Here is a 23788-nt window from a genome sequence, read left to right as displayed (position 1 = left end):
CGAATTTTTGCAGTACTTTTGTACTGAAATTGTGGAATAGGAAAGAAAAGTCAATAAGATGAATAGACGAAAAATAAAAACAGACTCAATGATGACGTTGAAAGCGTCTTTTCTTGTAGTGGTATTTTTGATGGGGGTGCTGGCTCCTGCCATCGCCCAGACCAGACAGAACAAGAAGCCTCGCAAAAAACTGAAGGAATTACTGATGATGGCTGATAGCCTGCGACTCCAGTTGCGGCAATCTGCCGATAGGGGCCGTATGCTCCAATGGGGCGACTCCCTTCTTATGGCAGAATTAGGCAAAAGTAAGATGAGTGAGAAGAAAAAGCAGAGGTTCATGAAGCATTATGTCAAGATTCAAAGACGCTTGAGCCTCTATGACCGCCAATTGTTCAGAGGAGATTCCCTGCTGGCAGCCAATTATTACAAGATAAAATATGATACTGCCTACATCTCCCGTCCCAATGCCCGATGGACTATCAAGCTGAGAGGCAATCTTTCTGGAGCCGATTTGGAAACTACGGCGAAGACGGATGGAACGGAAACCCATACCAAGGTGATGGCCGACTGCCGTGGAACCCTCTCCATGGCTGTGGCTTATCGGGGATTGGGACTTGGATTGGCTGTAAATCCTGCCAAGCTGGCTGGCAAGAATCAGGACTTTGAGTTCAATCTCAATTCCTATAGCAACCGCTATGGCTTCGACGTAGTCTATCTCTCGTCCAAGACCTTCCATGGGCATCAGGAAGTGGGAGGCAGCGAGATAGATATCCATAAGGGAGAAATCTCGCAGAAGGCATTGAATCTCAATTTCTATTATGCCTTCAACTATCGCAAGTTTTCCTTCCCGGCAGCCTTCAGCCAGAGCTACATTCAGAAGCGAAGTGCCGGAAGTTGGATGGTAGGCGCCAGTTTTGATGGTTCCAAGACGAAGGTGAAGGGGATGACCATCCGTCTTAACGAGTTGGCGCTCGGTGCAGGCTATGGATATAACCTTGTTCCATCCTCCCATCTGCTGTTCCATCTGTCAGCCTTGCCAACCATCACGGTATATTCTCATGACTATACCAAGATGAGGGCTGAAGCAGAAGAGGGGAGTAGTGATACAGAAATCCCAACTGTTAAAAACAGCATGAAGTATCATTTCCCGTCTGCTATCATTACCGGTAGAGGTGCAGCCGTGTATTCCTGGCGCAACAAGTTTGCCGGTGCCACTGCTGTTTATAATTTCTCAGTAGCCGGAGACGAGGAACATCTGCAAGTGAAGAGAAACAAATGGCGAGTAAGAATGTTTTTCGGATTCAGGTTCTAGGAACATACTTCTTTACAATAGCTTGCCTGAGATTCTCGTATTTTCAGACGTTTATTATTTCTTTGAGAATATCGTAAATATGAAGAAAATCGGAAAGGTGTTGGTAATCAGGCGCTTGTGATTTTCTGACAAGATGGCGGCGTTGAGAAAAATCTATAGTTGTACGACTATAACCCCTATAGTTGTACAACCATAACTCTATAGTTGTACAACTATAGCATGTATAGTCGTACAACTGTAACTTTATAGTCGTACAACTATAGGTCTTATTCTTAATAGAGAGCAGAAAACAGAGGATTCCGGCCTCTCAATCCTCTTATATTTGTCGCTAGATTCAAAAAATGTAGGTATATGAATTTTGAGTATAAATTTTGACGGGAGGTATCTTTACAGTTATGATTTGAACTAAAAATGGAGGAATAATGATATGAATACAAGTTGTAATCGGCTCAGGGGAGGTTGTCTTATCCACGGACAATCTCTCCTGAGCCGATAAATGTTCGTTCATTGTCTGTTATCTTTTTAAAAAGAACGGAAGATAACTGAATTTAATATATTACATCCACACGCTTTTGCAGGTGCCCCGAATTTTTACACAAAATCCATTAAAGATTATTAAATTGTGGGGGTATTAAGTTCTTATTCTGATGGAAATGCTTAATTTTGCAACTTGAGAAAAGAAAAGTGCAAAAAATAGGTATGAAACGTTCGCTCAACATATTGATGGCTTTGATGCTCTCGCTCATGGTGGTTTACTTGAGCGTGGGTACTACCGTCATGCACTGCCTTCACTATGACAAGGTGATTGATTATTTGATTTTTCCATATTTGCAAATAGGTTGCAAAAGTTTGTTTGTACTTTTGCAGCCAAGATTGTCGTATGCCTATCCCTATCAGTAAAATCTTAGGGTTGCATACATATATAAAAAGGTAAAATCATCCGAAGCGAAGATTTAAAATTCGGATAAAAGGAAATATATTTATGTATTCAAAATATCTATTGCTCAGTGCCTTGCTGGTTATTGGTGCTGAGACTTATGCAAAAAATAATAAGACAGAGGTTGTGTCTCTGTCATCATCATATAATAATTCTGTAGAAAATAACTCTGTAGATTCCTCCTCTCAGGATTCTGTCTTTAAGGACGAGACCTTGCAGGAGGTGAAGGTGGTGGCTCGCAAGTCGGGCACTTCCCGATTGGCTGGTGCCGTGAATGGCATCGCCGTGAACAAGGATGAACTCTTCAAGGCGGCTTGTTGCAACCTGGGCGAGAGTTTTACGACCAATCCATCGGTGGATGTGGCTTATAATGATGCCACGACGGGCGCAAGACAAATCAAACTCCTTGGTCTTTCAGGCACTTACGTACAGATGCTCACCGAGAATCTGCCGAATTTCCGTGGTGCAGCCATCCCATACGCTCTGGGCTATGTGCCAGGTCCTTGGATGAAAGGCATTCAGGTATCGAAGGGCAGTGCTTCGGTAAAGAATGGCTATGAGTCGATTACGGGGCAAATCAATGTGGATTACTTGCAACCAGAGGATGAGCAACAGGTGGAGGTGAACCTCTTTGGCGATACCAAGAGCCGAATCGAGGCAAATGCCGATGCCAATGTTCATCTGTCGGATAAGTGGGCAACGGAGATATTGTTGCATCATGAAAATATCCTCAAAAACCATGATGATAATGGCGATGGCTTCTATGATATGCCAGGCAGGGAACAATATAATGTGCAAAACCGTTGGGTGTATAAAGGCAAGAACTACATCTTCCATGGTGGACTTGGGGCTTTGAAGGAGATTCGTACCAGCGGGCAGGATGAGACGCATGTTCATAGTGACGATATTTATAGAATCAAGCTCCATACCAACCGCTATGAGGGTTATATGAAACATGCCTTCATCCTCAATCACGAGCATGGCACCAATATTGCCTTCATGTCCTCGGCTTCGATGCACCAGCTCGATGCCCAGTATGGCAACAGGTTCTACGACCTCAATGAGAAAAATCTCTATGGCTCGCTGATGTTTGAGACCAATTTTACTCATCAACATAATTTGTCGGTAGGTTTGAGTGTCAACCATGATTACCTGGGACAGCGCGCCAATGTGAATATTTCTCCAAGACCGACAGTAGGGCTAGAAGACTCTCCTTACCTTTTGTCGGAGATGCAGAGAATGAACGAGAAGGAGACGACTCCTGGAGCATACGCCCAATACACCTATACGTTAGGCACGAAGTTGACAGCGATGGCAGGTGTCCGTTTCGACCATAGTTCGCTTTATGGCAGCTTCTTCACCCCTCGTTTCCACGTGAAGTATTCGCCTGTCGATGCCATCAGCATCCGCTTGTCAGCAGGTAAGGGCTATCGCACGGTATTTGGCTTGGCAGAGTACAACTATCTCTTGGCGAGCGGCAGGATGTTTCAGATTACGGGTGATGGACTTAAGCAAGAGGAGGCTTGGAACTATGGTATGAGTACCGCTTTCTACATCCCGATGTTTGGCAAGACACTGAAACTGAACGCTGAGTATTACTATACCGACTTCAAGAATCAAGCGGTGGTGGATTATGATGCCAACAAGGGGCTTATCTCCATCTGCAATTTGATGGGCAAGTCTTATTCGCACACCTTCCAGATAGATGCCTCTTATCCATTGCTGAAGGGCTTGGAGATAACAGCGGCTTATCGTCTGAACGATGTGAAGTGTACCTACGATTATGGCAAAACCTTGAAAGAAAAGCCATTGACCAGTAAGTATAAGGCGCTCTTCACGGCTTCCTATAAGACTCCACTTGGCCTTTGGCAATTTGATGCCACCGTGCAGTTGAATGGTGGAGGCAGAAATCCTGAGCCTTACCAGTTGGCAGATGGAAGCCAGTCATGGTCTCCTCGTTTTCATAGCTTCGGGCAAGTGAGTGCGCAGGTTACGAGATGGTTCCGCCATTGGAGTATCTATGTGGGAGGCGAGAACCTGACTGGTTTCAAGCAGAAAACTCCTATCTATGGTGCCAGCAACCCATGGGGAAGCGATTTCGAGCCAACCTTGGTTTGGGGACCTGTAGAGGGCAGGATGTTCTACGCAGGAGTGAGAGTACACTTTTAATTGAAAATGTTTAAAGTTGAATTATTTAATCAAATAGAAAAGTTATGAAGAAGATTTTAGTAATGTTCACAATGATGATGGTGGCAATGGTAACCTTTGCCAAGGACATCAAGACCGTAGTGTTCACCACAACCCCACAGATGCACTGTGCGGCTTGTGAGAATAAAATCAAGAGCAACCTTCGCTTTGAGAAGGGTATCAAGAGCATTGAGACTTCTGTGCCAAACCAGACAATCACAGTACAGTATAATGCCGACAAGACAACCCCAGAGAAACTCCAGAAAGGTTTTGAGAAGTTTGGCTATAAGGCTCGCATCCTGAAAGATGGCGAGAAGGTTGAGAAGAACACCGGGGAGAAGTGTGACTTGATGTAATTCCTGCTGCTGTGGCTAAGTATGTCAATGCGAATAGTTATACTCTGCGAAAAAATAGATTAAAAAACAAAAGAAAAAGGGTTGCAATCCTCGAAAATATGGATTGTAACCCCTTTTGCGATTACATTTATGGCAAAGCTTTTTATTTCAAACCATTAGCGTTCTTGTAATCTTCTACGTCTGCTTGATTCCTAAAATGTAAACCATTGTAGTATATTCCATTATCTTTTTTTCCATATTTGGATAAATGATTGATAATATAAAGAGCTCCAAGAATTTCAAACGCAGATCTCTTCTGCTCTGGATGGCGTTGCAAGTAGTATGCCTTTTGTGCAGCCTTGTAGTTGAAAACTTCATATTCACGATGGAAACCACTTTTCACAATATCTGTTGGTAGGTTACCCTTTACCATTTTATATTTTGGTGCGAAATATGTCCAAAGTCCTTCGTTTGATTGGTAATTTTTAATACCAAGTTGCACCAAAGCTTTATCTACATATTCCTCTCTACGATAAACTCCTGAAACTTTTTTCTTATCCAATGCATAGGATAAAAGTGTATCTACTGTATTTTTATCAATTACAGAAAAATAGAAATTGCGCTCTTCGTATTTCGGATTGTATTTTAAATAGAACAACGAATCGTTATCTGGGAATTTCTTTACCACCACATCATGGTATCTTATACCACGTATTTTGTAACCTTTTGAAGGAAATTGTTGGGTCTGATTATATGTATTATGTCCTCTAAGTAAATCAAACATATCGTAATCAGGATGGCTGACAATAGTTTGTACTGTTTGGCAGCCAGTAAAGAGTATACTTGCGTATATGATACTTATATACAGTATTTTATTCTTTGGCTTAAACTTAGAACAACCTTTGATGAATTGATGCATTTTATTCTGTATCATTGCATATTATTAATATAAAGTTTATACTATATTTTTTATTAGTAAAAATTATTTTTTATATATTATGAATCTGTTCATCCTTAAGATACCAGTCTTTGATGTATCCGGAATAATGTTTGGCAAACTCCTCGGCTTGTCCGGGAGCACAGGCCTTTACCTTCCTGGCTGGAATACCCGCCCAAATCTCATGTGCAGGAACCTTGGTGCCATGAGTAACCACAGCTCCTGCAGCAATGATGGCGCCTTCGCCAATGTCTGCCTTGTCAAGCACGGTGGCATTCATGCCGATGAGTGCCCCTTTTCTGACTGTGGCTCCGTGGACGATGGCACCATGTCCCACAGATACATCATCCTCCAGAATGCAAGGCATCGTACCGGTTTGATGGATGCAGGCGCAATCCTGTACATTCACCCTGTTTCCACATCTGATGGCATCCACGTCAGAGCGCAATACCGCACTATACCAGATGCTACAATCATCACCAAGAATACAGTCGCCGGTCAGTACGGCATTCTCAGCGATAAAACAATTCTTTCCCCATTGAGGAGTCTTTCCCTCTACTGTCTTTATAATAGCCATATTGAATATATATTTAAATTTGGGTGCAAAGGTAGCAAAAAATATTGGAATCATACGCAGCATTTTACAGAAAAAGGGTTGCAATCCTCGAAAAGATGGATTGCAACCCTTTATACCTTATTATATATAAGAGTTAAGATAACTCTATCATATATTCAAATGTGGAAGCTTATTACAGCTGAGCCAACTCTACAACCTTATCTACAGCAGCGCTCAAACCGTCTTTGTTCTTACCGCCAGCCTGAGCATAGTGAGGCTGACCGCCACCGCCGCCCTGAATCAACTTGGCAGCTTCGCGAATCATCTTACCTGCGTTCAAGCCGTGATCCTTAACCATATCATCGCTGAACATCACGCTGAGCATAGGCTTATCGTTATAAACAGAACCTACTACGCAGATCATGTTCTCTGGCAATGCCTCGCGAACCTTGAATACCAAATCCTTGGCAGCTGCTGGCTCCATTGGCAATACGGCTGTAACAACCTTCACGCCGTTGATTTCTCTTGCATTCTCTACAAGCTTATCCTTGGCACGCTCCACAGCCTGAGCCTGGAACTTCTCAACATCCTTCTTCAAGGCATCGTGCTCGTCGATGTACTTTCTGATAACACCCTCGAGATCCTTGGCATTGTTGAACAAGCCCTTCAAGGCTACGATGGTATCCTGCAAACCGTAGATAGCCTCCTCGCAAGCCTTGCCTGTCAATGCCTCGATACGGCGGATGCCGGCTGCTACGCTGCTCTCAGAGATAATCTTGAAGAAACCAATCTTACCGGTGCTCTTGGCGTGAATACCACCACAGAACTCAGCAGATGGACCGAAGCGAACCACACGAACCTTGTCGCCATACTTCTCGCCGAAGAGGGCGATAGCGCCAAGCTCCTTAGCCTCCTCGATAGGAGTATCGCGGTGCTCATCCAGGGCGTAGTCGGCACGGATCATCTCGTTTACCATGTGCTCTACCTTGCGGAGCTCCTCATCTGTTACCTTCTGGAAGTGAGAGAAGTCGAAACGCAATGTATCCTTATCTACATAAGAACCCTTCTGCTCTACGTGCTCGCCCAAAACCTGCTTCAGGCAGTAGTCGAGCAAGTGGGTAGCTGTATGGTTGGCAGCACTTCCCTCGCGGCTCTCGATATCTACGCAAGCCATGAAATCAGCGTTTACATCCTTTGGCAACTCCTTTACGATATGGATGCTCTGGTTGTTCTCGCGCTTGGTGTCGATAACCTGGATGGTCTCATCCTCGCTAACGAGTACACCCTTGTCGCCAACCTGTCCACCCATCTCACCATAGAATGGAGTGTTGTCGAGTACCAACTCATAGAAAGAGTTCTTCTTCTGAGTCACCTTGCGGTAGCGCAGGATGTGGCACTCATATTCTGTATAGTCGTAACCCACGAAGTTCTGGTCGCCTTCCTTCAAAACCTCCCAGTCGCCGTTCTCTACGGCAGCAGCATTGCGGGCACGCTCTTTCTGCTTCTTCATCTCCTCGTCGAAGCCTGCAGCATCTACGGTGTAACCATTCTCACGGCAGATGAGCTCTGTAAGGTCGAGAGGGAAACCGTATGTATCGAAGAGGCGGAATGCGCTTACGCCATCAAGCTGAGTCTCGCCATGAGCCTTGAGTTCGTCCATATCGCCATTGAGGAGGTTGATACCCTTCTCCAATGTGCGGAGGAATGAATCCTCTTCCTCTTTCATCACGCGGGTGATGAGCTCCTGCTGAGCTGGCAATTCTGGGAAGGCTGCACCCATCTGCTCTACCAATACATTGACGAGCTTGTACATGAATGCCTGCTTCTGGCCGAGGAATGTGTAAGCGTAACGTACGGCACGGCGCAAGATGCGGCGGATTACGTAACCAGCCTTGGCATTGCTTGGCAGCTGACCGTCGGCGATAGAGAAGGCTACGGCACGGAGGTGGTCGGCGCAAACACGCATAGCGATGTCGTTCTTCTCCTGCTCATCCTTACCCTCACCATTCTCACCTGTAGGAGTAGTGAAGCCATACTTCTTGCCAGAGATAGCCTCGATTTCCTTGATGATTGGCTGGAAGATATCTGTATCATAGTTAGAGTGCTTGTCCTGCAACATGCGAACCAAGCGCTCGAAGCCCATACCTGTATCGATAACGTGCATTGGGAGTGGTTCGAGAGAACCATCAGCCTTGCGGTTGTACTGCATGAACACGATGTTCCAGATTTCGATGACCTGTGGGTTATCCTTGTTTACCAATTCGCGGCCTGGCACCTGAGCCTTCTCCTCTGGAGTACGGGAATCCACGTGGATTTCTGAGCAAGGACCGCAAGGACCTGTATCGCCCATTTCCCAGAAGTTGTCGTGCTTGTTGCCATTGATGATGTGGTCGGCTGGCACGTGCTTAGCCCAGTAACCTGCTGCCTCGTTGTCGCGTTCCAGACCTTCCTCCTTGCAACCCTCGAATACGGTAACATAGAGGTCGGCAGGGTTGAGCTTCAAAACCTCAGTAAGATACTCCCATGCCATATCAATGGCGCCCTCCTTAAAGTAGTCGCCGAAGCTCCAGTTACCGAGCATCTCGAACATGGTGTGGTGGTAAGTATCATGACCTACCTCTTCGAGGTCGTTGTGCTTACCGCTTACACGGAGACATTTCTGAGTATCAACACGACGAACATCCTTGCCTGGGTCTTTCGTACCGAGGATGATGTCTTTCCACTGGTTCATACCAGCGTTTGTAAACATCAGCGTTGGGTCATCCTTGATAACCATAGGTGCTGATGGAACAATTTTGTGGCCCTGACCTTCGAAGAATTTCTTGAAGGATTCGCGCACTTCATTAGCTGTCATCATATCTTTTTATATTTATCTTTTAATTTCAATTTCTCGTTTTAAGGAGGGGATTGGAAGTCCTCTCTTTGAATTATTTTTGCCCTTTAGGGCATTTTCTTCCGAAAATCTTTGCAAAGATAAGAAGAATTGTTTAATTTTGCAACTAAATTAATTATTTTTGAATTTAAAGTTAGGAAAAATGGCATTAAATACAGATAAAAACGTAAAATTGTACTATTCTATCAAGGAAGTATCTGAGGAAGTGGGCGTAAGTGAGTCTACGCTCCGTTATTGGGAGAAGGAGTTTCCGTTCCTCCGTCCGAAGGTTTCTGCCAACAAGGTGCGCCAATATTCCGAGAAGGATATTGAGCAGGTGAAGCTCATCTACAACCTCATCAAGGTGAAGGGCTTCAAGATTGCTGCGGCACGTAAGTATCTGAATCAAAACAGAACGGGTGCCGAGAAGTCGTCTGACGTTCTCGACACCCTGATATCTGTGAGAGACCAGCTTAAGGAGCTCAAGAAGCAGCTCGATGGACTGGTTTAAAACAGGCTGGGTTTACCACGCTTCTTCGCCGAAAACCTCGGCGATAGTAACCTTGCCTGCCTCTTTCTTGCTCAGCTGATGGCTCCAGGCTACTCTGCCCTTGGTGGCGGCACCTGGACCATGGTTCTTGTACTCGCTATATTCTGCCGTTTCTTCGTTCTTAGGGTTGTTCCAGTTGTGCCAACCCTCAGGACGGATGTGGCTGCCCATCTCGCAATTCATGAAGAGTGTCTTGGCGAACGGACGCCAAGGACGGCCTAGATACACCTTCTTTACACCTTCGGCTGCAGTGAGTTTGCACTTGTTGAACACATAGCCGTATTTCTGACCGGCTGGGCTTGATGCGGCTGTAATGTAGCTGTCGGCCTTGCTGTGAATCTCGCAATTCTCAAACCATGCCAGGCTAGGACCGAAGATGAAATCGGTGGTTCCTTCGATGTAGCAGTCGTAGAAGGCGATGCGCGAGCCTGCTCTGCCTGTATATACGGTGTCCTGATTTCCCAGGAGTCGGCAGTTCTGCACCAGAATATGATCGCCTTCGATGTGGAGAGATACAGCCTGTCCCAGCTTGGCGGCATTATTCTCAATGGTGATATTCTTCAGCGTGATATAATTGCCCTGCACTTTGAGGGTATAGGTTCGGAAGGTGCCCATCTTCTTGCCTTTGGCTGCTGCCTCGGAGTCAAGACCGCCGATAGGCATCAGGATGTTGGCGTGGTCATCCCAGGTGATGATAGTCTGGTCACGGTCTTCACCGCAGATGGTGATGTTGGTGAGCCAGGTTGGGATGATGAGCTTCTCCTTGTAAACTCCCTTTTTTACATAGATTACCTTGGTGTAGTCCATGAAGGCGCGGCACACTTCGATGGCTTCGTCGATGGTGCGGAATTCGCCTGTTCCGTCACGGGATACTACCAGGGTATCTGGGTTGTCATACTTGTTGGCAGCTGCTATAGGCAGCATCGTCAACATCATCATCATTGATAAGAAAATCTGTTTCATTTGTTTTAAAGATTGTAGTTTATATATAAGTTAGGAGTTAGAAGAACAAACTCCCAACTCCATACTTATATAATATCTGATAATACTGATTGATAATTTCTAACTCAAAAATCTCCAGCCTTAGACATTACAGGATTCTCTGCACTTCCTGCAGATCCTCTATGGTTCTGAGCTTATCCATAATCACCTTCACTTCCTCACGGTCGTGAATACGCAGTTCGATGGTTCCGTCGAAGATACCGTTGTCGCTGCTGATGGTGAGCTTGTGGATGTTGATGCCCAGCTGGTCGCTGATAATCTTGCTCACGTCGAGGAGCATGCCCTTGCGGTCGATACCCTTGATTTCGATGGTTGCATCGAAGAGCATCTGCTTGTGCATATCCCACTTGGCATCCACGATGCGGTTGCCGTAGCTTGATTTCAGTTTGGCTGCAATGTTGCAGGAACGCTTGTGAATCTCGATACGGTTCTTATTGTCGATGAATCCCATGATGTCATCGCCTGGGATAGCGTGGCAACAGGATGGGAAGATAAACTGGTTGATGTTTTCCTCAGTAAGGATGAGTGGTTTCTTCTTATTGAAGTCCTTGCCCACCACGAAGAGTTCCTGTGGCTTTATGGTTCCCGCAGTTTCTTCCTTACTCTTGTTTCTGCCCAGGAATGGGATGAAATTACGCCAGCCTGCAGCTTGCTTTGGCTTCTTGTTCTTGCCCTGCAGCTCGTCGAGGTCTTTTTCGCCCAGTATCAGGCAATGCTCGCCGATAGACTGGAAGAAGGTTTCGTGCTTCTGAATGTTGTGGAAGTCGCAGAGCTTGTCCACGATGGAGTTGGTCATCTCCATGTTGTTCTTCTTGAGCCAGTCGGTAAGGATGGTCTCACCCTTCTTCTGAACTTCTCGTGAGTCGCGGCGCAATATTGCCATAATCTTGCTCTTTGCCTTGGCGGTGCTGACGAAGTTCACCCAGTCGGGTTGCACGTGCTGACTCTTGGAGGTGAGAATCTCTACCTGGTCGCCGCTGTTGAGCTTGTGGCTCAGAGGCACCAGCTTGTGGTTCACCTTGGCTCCGATGCAGTGGCTTCCCAGGAAGGTGTGTATCTGGAAGGCGAAGTCGAGTGCCGTACAGTTGGCTGGCATCGTCTTGATTTCACCCTTAGGTGTGAAGACGAAGATTTCTGATGCATAGAGGTTGAGCTTGATGGCATCGAGGAAGTCCATGGCGTCTGGTTGCGGGTCATCGAGGATTTCCTTGATGGTGCTGAGCCAGTCGTTCAGTTCGTTTTCGTCTTCCGTATATTCGCCGCCTTCCTTGTATTTCCAGTGGGCTGCGAATCCCTTCTCTGCCACCTCGTCCATGCGGTCGGAACGGATCTGCACTTCAATCCATCGTCCCTGCTTGCTCATCAGGGTTACGTGCAGGGCCTGATAGCCGTTTGCCTTCGGATGGTTGAGCCAGTCGCGCAGGCGGTCGGGGTGACTCTTGTATATCTGGCTGATTGCCACATACACATTGAAGCATTCGTTTACCTCGTTGGCGCGTACCTTCGGCGTTACGATGATGCGGACGGCGAGGATGTCGTAGATTTCTTCAAACGTTACGTGCTTGTTCTGCATCTTGTTCCAAATGGAATAAGGGCTCTTCACACGTGCCTTGAGCTTGTATTCTACGCCCAATTTGTCGAGCACTTCGCGTATTGGGGCTGTAAACTGTGCGAAGAGCGTGTCACGCTGCGCCTCGGTATCAGCAAGCTTATGCTCTATGTTGGCGTATTCCTGCGGATGGTCGTAGCGGAAGCTGAGGTTCTCCAGCTCGGTCTTGATCTTGTTGAGACCGAGTCGGTTGGCGAGTGGTGCATAAATGTATAAGGTTTCGCCGGCAATCTTATACTGCTTGTTGGCAGGCTGTGATTCCAGCGTGCGCATGTTGTGCAGTCGGTCGCAGATTTTGATGAGAATCACTCGAATATCGTCGCTCATGGTGAGCAGGAGTTTCTTGAAATTCTCAGCCTGTGCCGAAGCCTTGTCTCCAAAGATTCCACCACTGATTTTGGTGAGTCCGTCAACGATTTGGGCAATCTTTTCGCCGAAGATATTGCTGATATCTTCTACGGTGTAGTCGGTATCTTCCACCACATCGTGCAGCAGGGCTGCACAGATGCTGGTAGAACCGAGTCCCATTTCCTCGCAGGCTATCTGAGCCACGGCGATAGGGTGCATGATATAGGGTTCGCCCGAAAGACGGCGCACTCCTTTGTGCGCCTGTCGGGCGAAGTTGAAGGCTTTGGTCACAATATCTACCTTTTTGCGATGTCGCGAGCTGAGGTAGGTGTCGAGCAAATGCTGAAAGGCATCGCCTATCAGTTTGTTGTCGGCTTGCTCTCTTTCTAGGTCTTTCAAGTTCTGGTCGTCCATAATCGTACCCTCCAGTTATATATTAATAATGTAAGAATAGTTATTTCTAATCTTAATAGTTATCTCTAATCCAATAAGAATGGTTATTCCTAATCTTATGTGATTACTTTACTTTCAGCTTCTTTCCGGCGCGGATGCTGTTGCCGGAAATCTTGTTGAGCTTGCGCAGTTTCTTCACGGTGGTTCCGTTGCGAGCTGCAATCTCCGACAGCGTATCACCTCTTCTGATGGTTACGCTCTTTTCGCCCTTGCTCTTTTTCTTATCCTTTTTTCCACGGCTGTTGCGGCTGCCCGACTTGCTGTTGCGGCTGCTGCGTGATGATGAAACGCTGCTGCGTGAACGGCTGCTGCGTGAAGAACGGCTGTAGCTTGGCTCGTCGTCGTTCACATCCACCACATCACGCTTCACGAGCAGTTCGTCGGCTCTGTAGTTGAAGATAGAATCTTCCTTGTCGATGAATGCTCCGATGAGCGAAACCGGAAGGCGTACAGGCATTGGCTTGTGGCTTCCGTTGATGATGTCGCGGCGATATTGCGGGTTCAGGTTGCGGAGATGCTCTACGTCGATGTTCAGCACCTTGGCTATCTGCTCAATATGTACGTCCTGGTTCACTTCCACGGTGTCCGTCTTCATTGGCAACTCGGTTACCATCGGACAGATGTTGTGGTCGCAATAATAGTTCATGATGTAGTTGGCTGCGATGAAGGCTGGCACGTATCCACGGGTCTCCTTTGGCAGGTATGGATAGATCTTCCAATAGTCTGTCTCGCCCTTGGCACGGTGGATAGCTTTGTTCACCTTGGCTGGTCCGCAGTTGTAGGCTGCGATGACGAGGTTCCAGTCGTCGTAGATCTTGTAGAGGTCGCGCAGATAGTGGGCTGCTGCATAGGATGCCTTCACTGGGTCGCGGCGCTCGTCGTAGAGGGTATTTACCTCCAGGCCGTAGCGTTTTCCGGTGCTGAGCATAAACTGCCAGAGTCCGGTGGCTCCCACGCGGGATACTGCCTTAGGGTTGAGTGCCGACTCGATTACCGGCAGATACTTCAGCTCCAGTGGCAGGTTGTAGGCATCCAGTGCCTCTTCGAAGATAGGCATGTAGAAGTTGCTGGCGCCGAGCATGAAGCTTACTGATCGGCGGAGCTTGCCGCTGTAGCGGTCGATGAACTTCTGAACCACTTCGTTGTATGGCATTTCGATGATGGTAGGCAGTCGCTTCAAGCGGTCGATGTAAACCTGTGTTTCAAACACTGGGTTCACGTCGCGATACTTGCACGAGGTGTCGGCCATCATGTAAGTCTGAGTATTGTATAAGTGCAGTAGGCTATCCAGGTTGTCTTCCAAACCTACAGGCACTTCAAATTCTTCTGATTTACCGTCCTTGTCGGTCACGGTAATCACATCGTTATCTTCATCTGAATTGTCGTTTTGGGCTTGAATGCCCTGCCAGCTAAACAGCATCGCTGCTGCCAAAATGATGATTTTCTTCATTTATCCTAATTTCTTTTTTATCTGTTTGATTTTATTTAAACCTGATGTCTTGTCTTGTAATCTTAGAAAGTGAGGGAGCATTGCACTCCCAGGGTTCCCGAACGCAGCGGGTTGGCAGAGCGTCCGTTGTTGAGCACAGCCGGTTCCACTCTGAGGCTGAGGTCGTCGGAGATGTCGAATTCCGAGAGGGATGCGTCCACGTAGGCATCGATGACGGAGAAGGCGTAGATGCCTATCATCACGAAGGTTCCCATATCTCTCCAGCGGCGGAATTTGTCTTTACGCTTGCGGAATATCTCCTTGTAGCGTTCTATGTTCGAGGCATCGATGGTGGCTCCCAGGTGCAGAAACTGGTTGTAGCTCTGCGTGTTCGGGTCGTCGTCCATGATGTCGAGGTAGGCTTGCGAATAGTCGTGATACATCTGGTTGTTCCAGGTGATGGCGTAGGCGCAGCCCACGAAGCCTCCATATATAATAGGTAGCTTCCAGTATTTGCGATTGTAGATCTGTCCTGCACCCGGCAGTACCAGGGCGAGCCACATGGCTCTTTTAGCCTCAGGCTTCCAGGTGGTCCAGTCGCGTTTCTTCTTTTGCACAGGCTGCAACGATGTGTTGAGCTTGGCCAGATTCATGCTGTCCTGGCTGGTGATGGCAGAATCCACCGAGAGCTTGGCCTCCTGGGTAGCCAGCCGGGCTGAGTCGGAGGCAGCGAAGGCAGGTACGGCCACTTCGGCCTTCGCCTTCTGCTTCTGTGCGGAAGCATTGAGCGAGGCTGCCAGCATGAGAGCCGAGATGCAGATATGTGATAATTTCAATTTCACTTTTTATTCTTGTTTCAGTTTATCGAAAACATTCATGATGTGCTCCAGCTCCTCTTCATTGGCGAAGGGGATGCTGATCTTTCCCTTGCCCTTAGCTGAGCAGGAGAACTGCACCTTGGTGTTGAGGAAGGAAGAGAGGCGGTCTCTGAGCATGGCAAATTCCTCTGGCACCTGTGCCTTGGCTGTGATGGTCTTCTTGCCGCTCTCCACGTCTTCTCCGTTCTTGAGTCGCTGCACCATCTCTTCCACCTTTCTTACGGAGTATCCGTTTTTCTGGATTTCCTTGAAGAGTTTAATCTGCAGCGAAGGACTGTCCAGGGCGAGCAGTGCACGGCAGTGGCCCATGTCGATTTCCTTCTTCTGCAGTGCCATCTGCACCTGTGCAGGCAGCTTCAGGAGTCTCAGATAGTTGGCGATGGCAGCACGGCTCTTGCCCACGCGTTCTGAAACTTTCTCCTGGGTCATTCCCTCGTTTTCCATCAGATGTTCGTAAGCCAGAGCGATTTCTATGGCGTTGAGGTCCTGGCGCTGGATGTTCTCCACGAGCGCCATCTCCATCACGTTCTCGTCGCTGATGGTGCGGATATAGGCTGGAATGGCTGTTAGACCCGCCAGCTGGGAGGCTCTCCAGCGGCGCTCACCTGCAATGATCTGGAAGTGATTCTCTGCTATCTGTCGCAGGGTGATGGGCTGGATAATGCCGATGGCACGGATGCTGTCAGCCAGTTCCTGCAAGCTTTCCTCGTCAAACTCTCTTCGGGGCTGGTTGGGGTTAGCCTCGATCTGGTCGAGCGGAATCTCGTTGATGGTGCTGCTGCCCTGCGTGCGGACCCCCTCGGTTGATATGAGGGCATCGAGACCGCGTCCCAGGGCATTGCTCTTCATGCCGTTATTGAATTTCTTATGTACTGCCATTTTTTACTTTTGATCTTTGAATTTTGAACATTTACCTTTCCTGAAGGGTTCAATTTCTTTCTCCTAACTGTTTCTGTTGATAATTTCCTTCGCCAATGCCAGATGGTTTCTGGCACCGTTGCTCTCTGCATCGTAGAGGATGACGGGGAGTCCGTGGCTCGGACTTTCGCTCAGTTTCACGTTGCGCTGAATCACCGTCTTGAACACCAGTTCCTGGAAGTGGCGCTTCACCTCGTCGTAAATCTGGTTGGCAAGGCGCAGGCGGCTGTCGTACATCGTAAGCAGGAATCCCTCTATTTCCAGTTTCGGGTTCAGCTTGCTCTTGATGATCTTGATGGTGTTGAGCAGTTTGCTGATACCTTCTAGCGCAAAATACTCGCATTGCACTGGGATGACAACGCTGTCGGCTGCGGTGAGCGAGTTTACGGTGATGAGTCCCAATGAAGGCGAGCAATCTATGAGTATGTAGTCGTAATCGTTGCGGATGGGTTCGAGCAGGTTCTTGATGACCCTTTCTCGATTTTTCAGGTTGAGCATTTCTATCTCAGCACCCACGAGGTCGATGTGGCTTGGCACGATGTCGAGACCGTCGATGTCGGTGGTATAGATAGCATCCCGGATGTCTGCATGGTCGATGATGCATTCGTAGAGCGAACATTCCACTTCGCCAAGGTTAACGCCCAGTCCGCTGGATGCGTTCGCCTGCGGGTCGGCGTCGATGACAAGCACCGTCTTCTCCAGTGTGGCGAGCGATGCTGCCAGGTTGATGGTCGTAGTGGTCTTTCCGACACCACCTTTCTGATTAGCTAATGCGATTATTTTTCCCATTTCTTTTGTTTATATAATAACCTAAAGTGTGCGCCCGTGAACTAAAAATGGCTTTCGAGCACAGAATTTTTCGGCAAAGATACAAAAAATATGCGAGAAATATGTTACTTTAAAGGTTTTTTCGTACTTTTGCACCAAAAAGAAAGATATTTTTATGGAAAATAAGAAACCTTTAGTGTTAATTTCTAATGATGATGGCTATCATGCCAATGGTATTAAAACGCTCGTGAGCTTCCTCAAGGACTGGTGCGACCTGCTGGTTGTGGCTCCCGAAAGTGCCCGTTCCGGATTCGCCTGCGCCTTCTCGGCTACCACGCCGCTGCGCCTCAAGCGACGCCACAACATGGGCGAGGATGTGGAGGTGTGGTCGTGCAGCGGAACACCGGTAGACTGCGTGAAGCTGGCACTCGACCAGTTCTTGAAACATCGCCGTCCCGACCTCGTGATTGGCGGAATCAACCATGGCGATAACTCCAGTGTGAACAACCATTATTCGGGCACCATGGGTGTGGCGAAGGAGGGATGCATGCAGCATATTCCAAGCATAGCCTTCAGCAGTTGTAACTATGATGAGAATGCCGATCTCTCGCCGCTGCGTGAGGGTGTTCTCAAGGTGGTGAAGATGGTGCTCGAGAAGGGCTTGCCTGAATATACCTGCTTGAATGTCAACTTCCCGGCGCAGCCTCCGTTCAAGGGATTCAAGGCTTGCCGAATGACGCATGGATCGTGGATTAATGAGGTGGAGCATCGCACGCACCCGCACGGCTACGACTATTACTGGATGGTGGGCGACTACCGTAATGATGAGCCTGAGGCTACGGATACTGACCAGTGGGCGGTGAACAATGGCTATATTTCCATTACGCCAACCAAGATTGATGTCACGGATTATGATTGGATCAAGAAGTTTGAGTTATGAAGTATTATTTGATAGTAGGAGAGGCGAGTGGCGACCTGCATGCAAGCCGGTTGATGCGTTCGCTAAAAAATGTTGACGAGTTTGCTGAATTCAGATTCTTCGGAGGCGATTTGATGGCTGCCGAAGGAGGCACTCGTGTCAAGCATTACAAGGAGCTTGCCTATATGGGGTTTGTTCCTGTGCTTCTGCATCTTCGCACCATCTTTGCCAACATGAAGAAGTGCAAGGAGGATATTGTGAAATGGAGACCTGATGTGGTGATCTTGGTAGATTATCCGGGATTCAATCTGAATATCGCTAAATTCCTGAAAAAGAAGACGAATATTCCGGCTTACTATTATATTTCGCCTAAGATTTGGGCGTGGAAGGAATGGCGCATCCGCAGCATCAAGCGCGATATCGCCGAACTCTTCTCCATCCTGCCTTTCGAGGTTCCGTTCTTTGAGAAAAAGCATCGCTATCCGATTCATTACGTGGGCAATCCTACGGCAGAGGAAGTGGCTGGGTTCAGGGCTTCTTACAAGCAGACGGCCTTGGAATTCTGTCAGGAGAATAATCTTGACGTACATCGTCCGATTATCGCTCTGCTTGCCGGAAGCCGATTGCAGGAAATCAAGGATAATCTGCCTGCAATGATTGAGGTGGCTGAGCGGTTTGAGGATTACCAGATGGTGCTTGCCGGAGCTCCTTCCATAGAGGACGCTTACTACGAGAAGTTCCTGAAGGGTACGCCTGTCAAGCTGGTGCGCAACAAAACCTATCCGCTTCTGGCCCATGCTACGGCTGCTTTAGTGACGAGTGGTACGGCAACGTTGGAAACGGCGCTTTTCGAGGTGCCTCAGGTGGTTTGTTATGAAACGCCATTGCCTCGTCTGGTTCGTTTTGCGTTTAAGCATATAATGTCGTGCAAGTATATCTCGCTGGTGAATCTGATAGCTGATAAGGAGGTGGTTCAGGAAATGTTTGCCGACCGCTTCAAGGTGGATGCTATCGCCGACCAGCTTTATCAGATTCTTCCTGGTATGGAGGGTAGGGAGCGCATGCTTGCGGAATATCGTGAGGTGAGAGATCGTCTGGGTGGTCAGGTGGCTCCAGATGAGGCTGCCGCCATCATGTATGATTTGCTGGTAAAGCGCCGCGAGATGCTCCTCAAATTGGCTAGAGAAAGAGCGGAAGCCGAAGCCAAGGCTGCTGCCGAGGCTGCCGAGCGTGCAAGATTGAAAGCTTTGGCTGAAGCAGAAGCAGCGAAGAAGAAAGCTGAGCAGGAGGCGGAAACTGCAAGATTGAAGGCTGAGAAAGAAGCGGAATTGGCTAGGAGAAGAGCCGAGGAGGCAAGAAGGCTTGCCGAAGAAGAAGCCGAGCGTGCCCGACTGGCAGAAGAACAGCTCAATCAGTCGCAGCAGGAAGAACTGAAATAATATAATGTTATTCAAGTTTCGCAAGTGGTTTAAGTACGGGCTGAAGGCCCAAAAGCTCCTAGCCCAGGGCAACGCCCTGGGTATAAAAGCAATCAGCAAGGCGCCCTGTAAGGGCAAAAGCCTTATAAATAGCCCGGTTCTTTAAAGCTTTTGCCCTTACAGGGCGACAGGGTTGCGTCCATAATAACCCAGGGCGATGCCCTGGGCTAGGGGCTTCTGCCCTTTCAGGGCGTGTGGAGCTTACATGCGAAACTTGAGTAATGTTATAATAAAAATCGCAGCACACCCAGAAGGGGCGAGCTGCGATTTTTTATTGTTTTTATCCGAAAAGTTGGAGACTGTAGAGGTAAATCACCGCTGCCGGTATTGCCATGAGCGATGAATCGAAACGGTCGAGCATACCACCATGACCTGGCAGGATGGTGCCGCTATCCTTTACGCCCAGCGTACGCTTGAAGAGACTCTCTACCAGGTCGCCCCAGGTGCCGAAGAAGGCTACAACCACTCCAAGACCCACCCAGCCAGGAATGCTCAGGCGATGGGCTGCACCATCATTGGCAATGTAACCGATGATGATGGCTGCGATAATCACGAAAATGCCGCCGCCGATGCTGCCCTCCCAACTCTTTGCCGGACTGATGCGGGGAAACAGCTTGTGTTTGCCGAAAAGCGAACCGCTGCAGTAGGCACCCGTATCATTGGTCCAGAGGAAGATGAAGATGCTCAAAGGCAAGAGCATGTCATAATGTATCTGGCCGTCGAATGCTGAAGTCTCGAATGCCAAAACGTTAATCATCGAGAATGGTAGGGCAATATACATCTGTGGAAGCATGGTGTAGGCCCAGTCGTTGATGGCATTCTTGTTGCCCGTGTAGAGCTCTGCAATGAAAAGATACACGATGGTGAGCAGATAAGGTACGAATACCACGAAGTTGCTCACGATGCCTGTGCGGAAACCTGCCACGGCAAGGAAGAAATATACACCTGCCACGGTGGTGATGAAGCGGTTCACGCAGATGTCTTCCTTCTGGTTTACCAGTCCGCAATACTCCCAAATGCTCAGTCCTGTAATCAGGGCGAAGAGGAATACCATTGCCCTTGGATTCAGGAAGCAAGATACCATACAGGCGACGAAGAGTACGCCTGTGATGGATCTTATCACTAGATTTTTCTGTTTGTCAGTCATAGGTTTTCCTATTTTTCGTTATTTTTCTCGTTTTCAGAAGTCTTGGTCACTGAAGCATCCTTAGGAGAATTCTCAGAAGTATTATCCTTGGAAGAATTCTCAGAAGAAGTTTCAGAAGCATCCTCTTCAGCCTGCTTCTTTGCCTCTTCGTGATCCTTGATGGCAGCCTGAACCTCAGGCATGTCCTTCACGGCGTCGTCAATCTTAGGCTGCTCGTCTTCCATGATTTCCTGCGAGCGGCTCAGCCATGGACGCTTGCCGAAGATGTGCTCCACATCCTCTGCCATGATCACCTCTTTCTGAATCAGCAGTTCGGCAAGGGCATTGTGACCCTCCTTGTGCTCCATCAGGATGTTCTTGGCACGGGTGTATTGCTCGTTCACCATCTGCAGCACCTCCTTGTCTATCTCGCGGGCTGTAGTCTCTGAGTATGGACGCTGGAACGAATACTCGTTCTGGTTGTAATAGCAGATGTTTGGCAGGCTCTTGCTCATACCCAGGTAAGCCACCATGCCGTAGGCACTCTTGGTAGCACGCTCCAGGTCGTTCATCGCTCCGGAGGAAATATGACCGGTGAAGAGTTCCTCGGCGGCACGACCACCCATCAGTGAGCACATCTCGTCGAGCATCTGTTCCTTGGTGGTAATCTGACGCTCTTCTGGCAGATACCAGGCTGCACCGAGTGCCTGACCACGAGGTACGATGGTTACCTTGATCAGTGGGTTGGCATACTGGCAGAACCATGAAATGGTAGCGTGACCCGCCTCGTGAAGGGCGATGCTGCGCTTCTCATCGGCAGTCATTACCTTGGTCTTCTTCTCCAATCCGCCTACAATTCTATCTACGGCGTCAAGGAAATCCTGCTTGCAAACCGCCTTCTTGTTGTGGCGGGCTGCGATGAGGGCTGCCTCGTTGCAGACATTCGCAATATCTGCCCCCGAGAAGCCTGGAGTCTGGCGTGCCAGCAAATCTACATCCACGGTCTCGTCAATCTTAATAGGCTTGAGGTGAACCAGGAAGATGGCCTTGCGCTCGTTCAAGCCAGGAAGATCTACGTGGATTTCTCGATCGAAACGGCCTGCGCGGAGCAGGGCACTGTCGAGCATGTCCACACGGTTGGTGGCAGCCAGGATAATTACACCACTGTTGGTGCCGAAACCATCCATCTCTGTGAGCAGGGCGTTGAGCGTATTCTCACGTTCATCGTTGCCACCCATGGCTGGGTTTTTGCTGCGGGCACGACCCACGGCGTCGATCTCATCGATGAAGATGATGCTAGGAGATTTCTCCTTTGCCTGGCGGAAGAGGTCGCGCACACGCGATGCACCTACGCCGACAAACATTTCCACGAAGTCGGAACCGCTCATTGAGAAGAAAGGCACACCAGCCTCGCCAGCCACAGCCTTCGCCAGAAGAGTCTTACCGGTTCCCGGAGGACCTACGAGCAGGGCGCCCTTAGGAATCTTACCACCCAAGTCGGTGTATTTCTGCGGATTCTTCAGAAAATCCACGATTTCCTGTACTTCCTGCTTGGCACCTTCCTGTCCGGCAACGTCCTTGAAGGTAATGCCGATGGCATTTCCCTTCTCATACATCTTCGCCTTGCTCTTTCCTACGTTGAAGATGCCACCGCCCATGTTGCTCATTCCGTTGCCCATTCTGCCCGACATCCAGTAGATGAAGAAGAAGAAGAGAAGCAGTGGGGCGAGGCTCACGATGAGACTCCAGAAGTCGTTGTCCTTCTGGTTGTCATAACTGAAGGAACGGATTTTTCCTTCTTTCACCATCAAGTTGCCGTAGCGGTCAACTTCGTCGACGGATCCGAACTGTACTTTTACGTATGGATTAGGACCCACGCTCTGGGCACTCAGCTTATATACATCGCGCGTATATTTTGGGTTGATGTATATCTTGAGGTTACTCTCAGTCTTGTTTGCCACCACGCTGAGCACGTAGCCCTTGTCCACGTATTGCTTGAACTCGGTGTAGGTAGCTTCCTTGGCTGCGCTTCCGCCCAAGGCATCTCCACCACCACTGAAGAACAGCGCGATGAGCGCTATGAGGATGATGGTGTAGAGCCAATTCATGTTAAACCTAGGCATCTTAGGACCATTTCCTCCGCCCGGGTTGTTTAAATTGTTGCTTTGATTCATATATTATATTTTTTTGTATGCAATGGTAATGTATCGGCCCCCGATGGTTAGTCGAGATTTGGAACATGGATGAGCTTTGCGTCAGCCCACAGGTGCTCCAGGTCGTAATAGGCACGAACTTCTGGCAGGAAGATATGGACGAGCACGTCCACGAAATCCATCGCTACCCACTGGTCGTTGCCGAGTCCGGCCACGTTGACCGGCTTTTCGCCGAGGTTCTTGCGGCACATGTCGCCCACCGATTCTGCGATAGCTTCCACCTGGGTAGGGGATCCGCCCTGGCAGATGACGAAGTATTTGGCGATGGTGCCATCCATTTCACTGAGGTCGGCGATTACGATATCTTGACCTTTTTTCTCTTGTATACCTTCTTTAATAGTCTCTACGAGTTGTTTAACTGTGTTCATTAATTCTTTCTTGTTTTTATTTTCTACCTTATTATATGTAATTATGGTACAAAGATACGCTAAATACCCGAAAAACCCATGAAAAATAGAAAAAATTGAGATATTTTAAAAAAAAAGTGCCGAAAAATTTTGGTGATTCAAAAAAAAGTTGTACCTTTGCACTCGCAATTGAGAAATCAACCTGATGAAGTTGCAATGATATTGGGATATGGTGTAATGGTAACACTACAGATTCTGGTCCTGTCATTCCTGGTTCGAGTCCGGGTATCCCAACTTCATCTTTTAAATGGTTGTCTTAAAAGCAAAATTGGGATATGGTGTAATGGTAACACTACAGATTCTGGTCCTGTCATTCCTGGTTCGAGTCCGGGTATCCCAACTAGTGAGCATCTTTCATTCGAAAGATGCTTTTTTTTTTGTTTATACCCCCAGAATGATTATTTCATAATACTATAAAATCGAGGGTTATTATTTCATGATACAATAAAGAGGGTGTGTCATTATTCATCGGATTACGCGGAATAAACGGAACCTTAACCGCCTTCCTCGGATTACTCACGGATTTTAAACGGAAACTCGACCTGGCGGTCGTG

General features: G+C 48.2%; 18 protein-coding genes, 2 tRNA genes and 1 pseudogene. 9 read left to right on the top strand and 12 right to left on the bottom strand.

Features of this window, described 5'->3' with window-relative positions; all coding sequences use genetic code 11:
• Nucleotides 1–88 precede the first annotated feature (88 nt).
• From V8Z93_RS12620 to V8Z93_RS12605, 4 genes are all read left to right on the top strand, one after another.
• Nucleotides 89–1312: a DUF4421 family protein gene (locus V8Z93_RS12620; RefSeq protein ID WP_439431704.1), complete on the top strand. Its 1224-nt coding sequence runs from the start codon at nucleotides 89–91 to the stop codon at nucleotides 1310–1312.
• Nucleotides 1313–2011: 699 nt separating this feature from the next.
• Entirely contained in the window at nucleotides 2012–2212 is a 201-nt protein-coding gene (locus tag V8Z93_RS12615) for a hypothetical protein (RefSeq protein WP_203049480.1), read from the top strand.
• Between the two features lie 82 nt (nucleotides 2213–2294).
• On the top strand, nucleotides 2295–4418 hold the full coding sequence (locus V8Z93_RS12610) for a TonB-dependent receptor plug domain-containing protein (RefSeq protein ID WP_439431703.1): 2124 nt from the start codon (nucleotides 2295–2297) through the stop codon (nucleotides 4416–4418).
• Between the two features lie 44 nt (nucleotides 4419–4462).
• A complete protein-coding gene (locus V8Z93_RS12605; protein WP_439431702.1) occupies nucleotides 4463–4792 on the top strand; it encodes a cation transporter in 330 nt (109 codons plus the stop codon).
• A 142-nt stretch (nucleotides 4793–4934) separates the two neighbouring features.
• On the opposite strand, the gene V8Z93_RS12600 is transcribed toward V8Z93_RS12605, so the two are convergent.
• The 3 genes from V8Z93_RS12600 to alaS form a co-directional block, all read right to left on the bottom strand.
• A complete protein-coding gene (locus V8Z93_RS12600; RefSeq protein ID WP_217763877.1) occupies nucleotides 4935–5705 on the bottom strand; it encodes a hypothetical protein in 771 nt (256 codons plus the stop codon).
• Nucleotides 5706–5760: 55 nt separating this feature from the next.
• On the bottom strand, nucleotides 5761–6285 hold the full coding sequence (locus tag V8Z93_RS12595) for a gamma carbonic anhydrase family protein (RefSeq protein WP_439431701.1): 525 nt from the start codon (nucleotides 6283–6285) through the stop codon (nucleotides 5761–5763).
• Nucleotides 6286–6457: 172 nt separating this feature from the next.
• Nucleotides 6458–9121 carry an alanine--tRNA ligase gene (alaS, locus tag V8Z93_RS12590; RefSeq protein ID WP_439431700.1) on the bottom strand — a complete coding sequence of 888 codons (2664 nt, stop codon included), beginning with the start codon at nucleotides 9119–9121 and terminating at the stop codon, nucleotides 6458–6460.
• A gap of 178 nt (nucleotides 9122–9299) precedes the next feature.
• On the opposite strand from alaS, the gene V8Z93_RS12585 reads away from it, so the two are divergent.
• On the top strand, nucleotides 9300–9647 hold the full coding sequence (locus V8Z93_RS12585) for a MerR family transcriptional regulator (protein ID WP_203041451.1): 348 nt from the start codon (nucleotides 9300–9302) through the stop codon (nucleotides 9645–9647).
• Nucleotides 9648–9659: 12 nt separating this feature from the next.
• Here V8Z93_RS12585 and V8Z93_RS12580 read toward each other — a convergent pair whose 3' ends face one another.
• The 6 genes from V8Z93_RS12580 to V8Z93_RS12555 all read right to left on the bottom strand — a co-directional run bounded on the left by V8Z93_RS12580 (nucleotide 9660) and on the right by V8Z93_RS12555 (nucleotide 17112).
• The gene (locus V8Z93_RS12580) at nucleotides 9660–10649 is read right to left on the bottom strand and encodes a pectinesterase family protein (RefSeq protein WP_218412523.1); all 990 of its coding nucleotides are present in this window, start codon (nucleotides 10647–10649) and stop codon (nucleotides 9660–9662) included.
• 127 nt (nucleotides 10650–10776) lie between these two features.
• Nucleotides 10777–13059 (bottom strand): RelA/SpoT family protein, encoded by a 2283-nt coding sequence (locus V8Z93_RS12575; protein ID WP_439431699.1) that lies wholly within the window; start codon nucleotides 13057–13059, stop codon nucleotides 10777–10779.
• A gap of 103 nt (nucleotides 13060–13162) precedes the next feature.
• Nucleotides 13163–14548: a transglycosylase SLT domain-containing protein gene (locus V8Z93_RS12570; RefSeq protein WP_439431698.1), complete on the bottom strand. Its 1386-nt coding sequence runs from the start codon at nucleotides 14546–14548 to the stop codon at nucleotides 13163–13165.
• Nucleotides 14549–14610: 62 nt separating this feature from the next.
• Entirely contained in the window at nucleotides 14611–15330 is a 720-nt protein-coding gene (locus tag V8Z93_RS12565; RefSeq protein ID WP_218412531.1) for a DUF5683 domain-containing protein, read from the bottom strand.
• A gap of 42 nt (nucleotides 15331–15372) precedes the next feature.
• Nucleotides 15373–16284 carry a ParB/RepB/Spo0J family partition protein gene (locus tag V8Z93_RS12560; protein ID WP_203049488.1) on the bottom strand — a complete coding sequence of 304 codons (912 nt, stop codon included), beginning with the start codon at nucleotides 16282–16284 and terminating at the stop codon, nucleotides 15373–15375.
• A 63-nt stretch (nucleotides 16285–16347) separates the two neighbouring features.
• Complete coding sequence (locus tag V8Z93_RS12555; RefSeq protein ID WP_203041446.1) at nucleotides 16348–17112, bottom strand: ParA family protein; 765 nt, start codon at nucleotides 17110–17112, stop codon at nucleotides 16348–16350.
• A gap of 154 nt (nucleotides 17113–17266) precedes the next feature.
• Between V8Z93_RS12555 and surE the strand changes: the two genes are divergently transcribed.
• Both surE and lpxB read left to right on the top strand, forming a co-directional pair.
• Nucleotides 17267–18031 (top strand): 5'/3'-nucleotidase SurE, encoded by a 765-nt coding sequence (gene surE, locus V8Z93_RS12550; protein WP_218412520.1) that lies wholly within the window; start codon nucleotides 17267–17269, stop codon nucleotides 18029–18031.
• A pseudogene (lpxB, locus tag V8Z93_RS12545) lies at nucleotides 18028–19167 on the top strand (lipid-A-disaccharide synthase); the annotation flags it as partial. The gene surE and the pseudogene lpxB, both read left to right, overlap by 4 nt.
• 601 nt (nucleotides 19168–19768) lie before the next feature.
• On the opposite strand, the gene V8Z93_RS12540 reads toward lpxB, so the two are convergent.
• Genes V8Z93_RS12540 through rsfS form a run of 3 tightly spaced genes read right to left on the bottom strand, consistent with a single transcriptional unit; the run spans nucleotide 19769 to nucleotide 23195 of the window.
• Nucleotides 19769–20635: a phosphatidate cytidylyltransferase gene (locus V8Z93_RS12540; protein WP_217763867.1), complete on the bottom strand. Its 867-nt coding sequence runs from the start codon at nucleotides 20633–20635 to the stop codon at nucleotides 19769–19771.
• Between the two features lie 8 nt (nucleotides 20636–20643).
• Nucleotides 20644–22788 carry an ATP-dependent zinc metalloprotease FtsH gene (gene ftsH / locus V8Z93_RS12535; protein WP_439431697.1) on the bottom strand — a complete coding sequence of 715 codons (2145 nt, stop codon included), beginning with the start codon at nucleotides 22786–22788 and terminating at the stop codon, nucleotides 20644–20646.
• Between the two features lie 47 nt (nucleotides 22789–22835).
• The gene (gene rsfS / locus V8Z93_RS12530) at nucleotides 22836–23195 is read right to left on the bottom strand and encodes a ribosome silencing factor (RefSeq protein ID WP_203041441.1); all 360 of its coding nucleotides are present in this window, start codon (nucleotides 23193–23195) and stop codon (nucleotides 22836–22838) included.
• A gap of 202 nt (nucleotides 23196–23397) precedes the next feature.
• Between rsfS and V8Z93_RS12525 the strand changes: the two genes are divergently transcribed.
• Nucleotides 23398–23468, top strand: a tRNA-Gln gene (locus V8Z93_RS12525).
• Between the two features lie 35 nt (nucleotides 23469–23503).
• Nucleotides 23504–23574 (top strand) — tRNA-Gln (locus V8Z93_RS12520).
• Nucleotides 23575–23788 lie beyond the last annotated feature (214 nt).

It is taken from the genome of Segatella copri, from assembly GCF_051861805.1.
Classification (GTDB): Bacteria; Bacteroidota; Bacteroidia; order Bacteroidales; family Bacteroidaceae; genus Prevotella; species Prevotella copri_M.
This window is presented reverse-complemented; position numbering and strand designations above follow the sequence as displayed.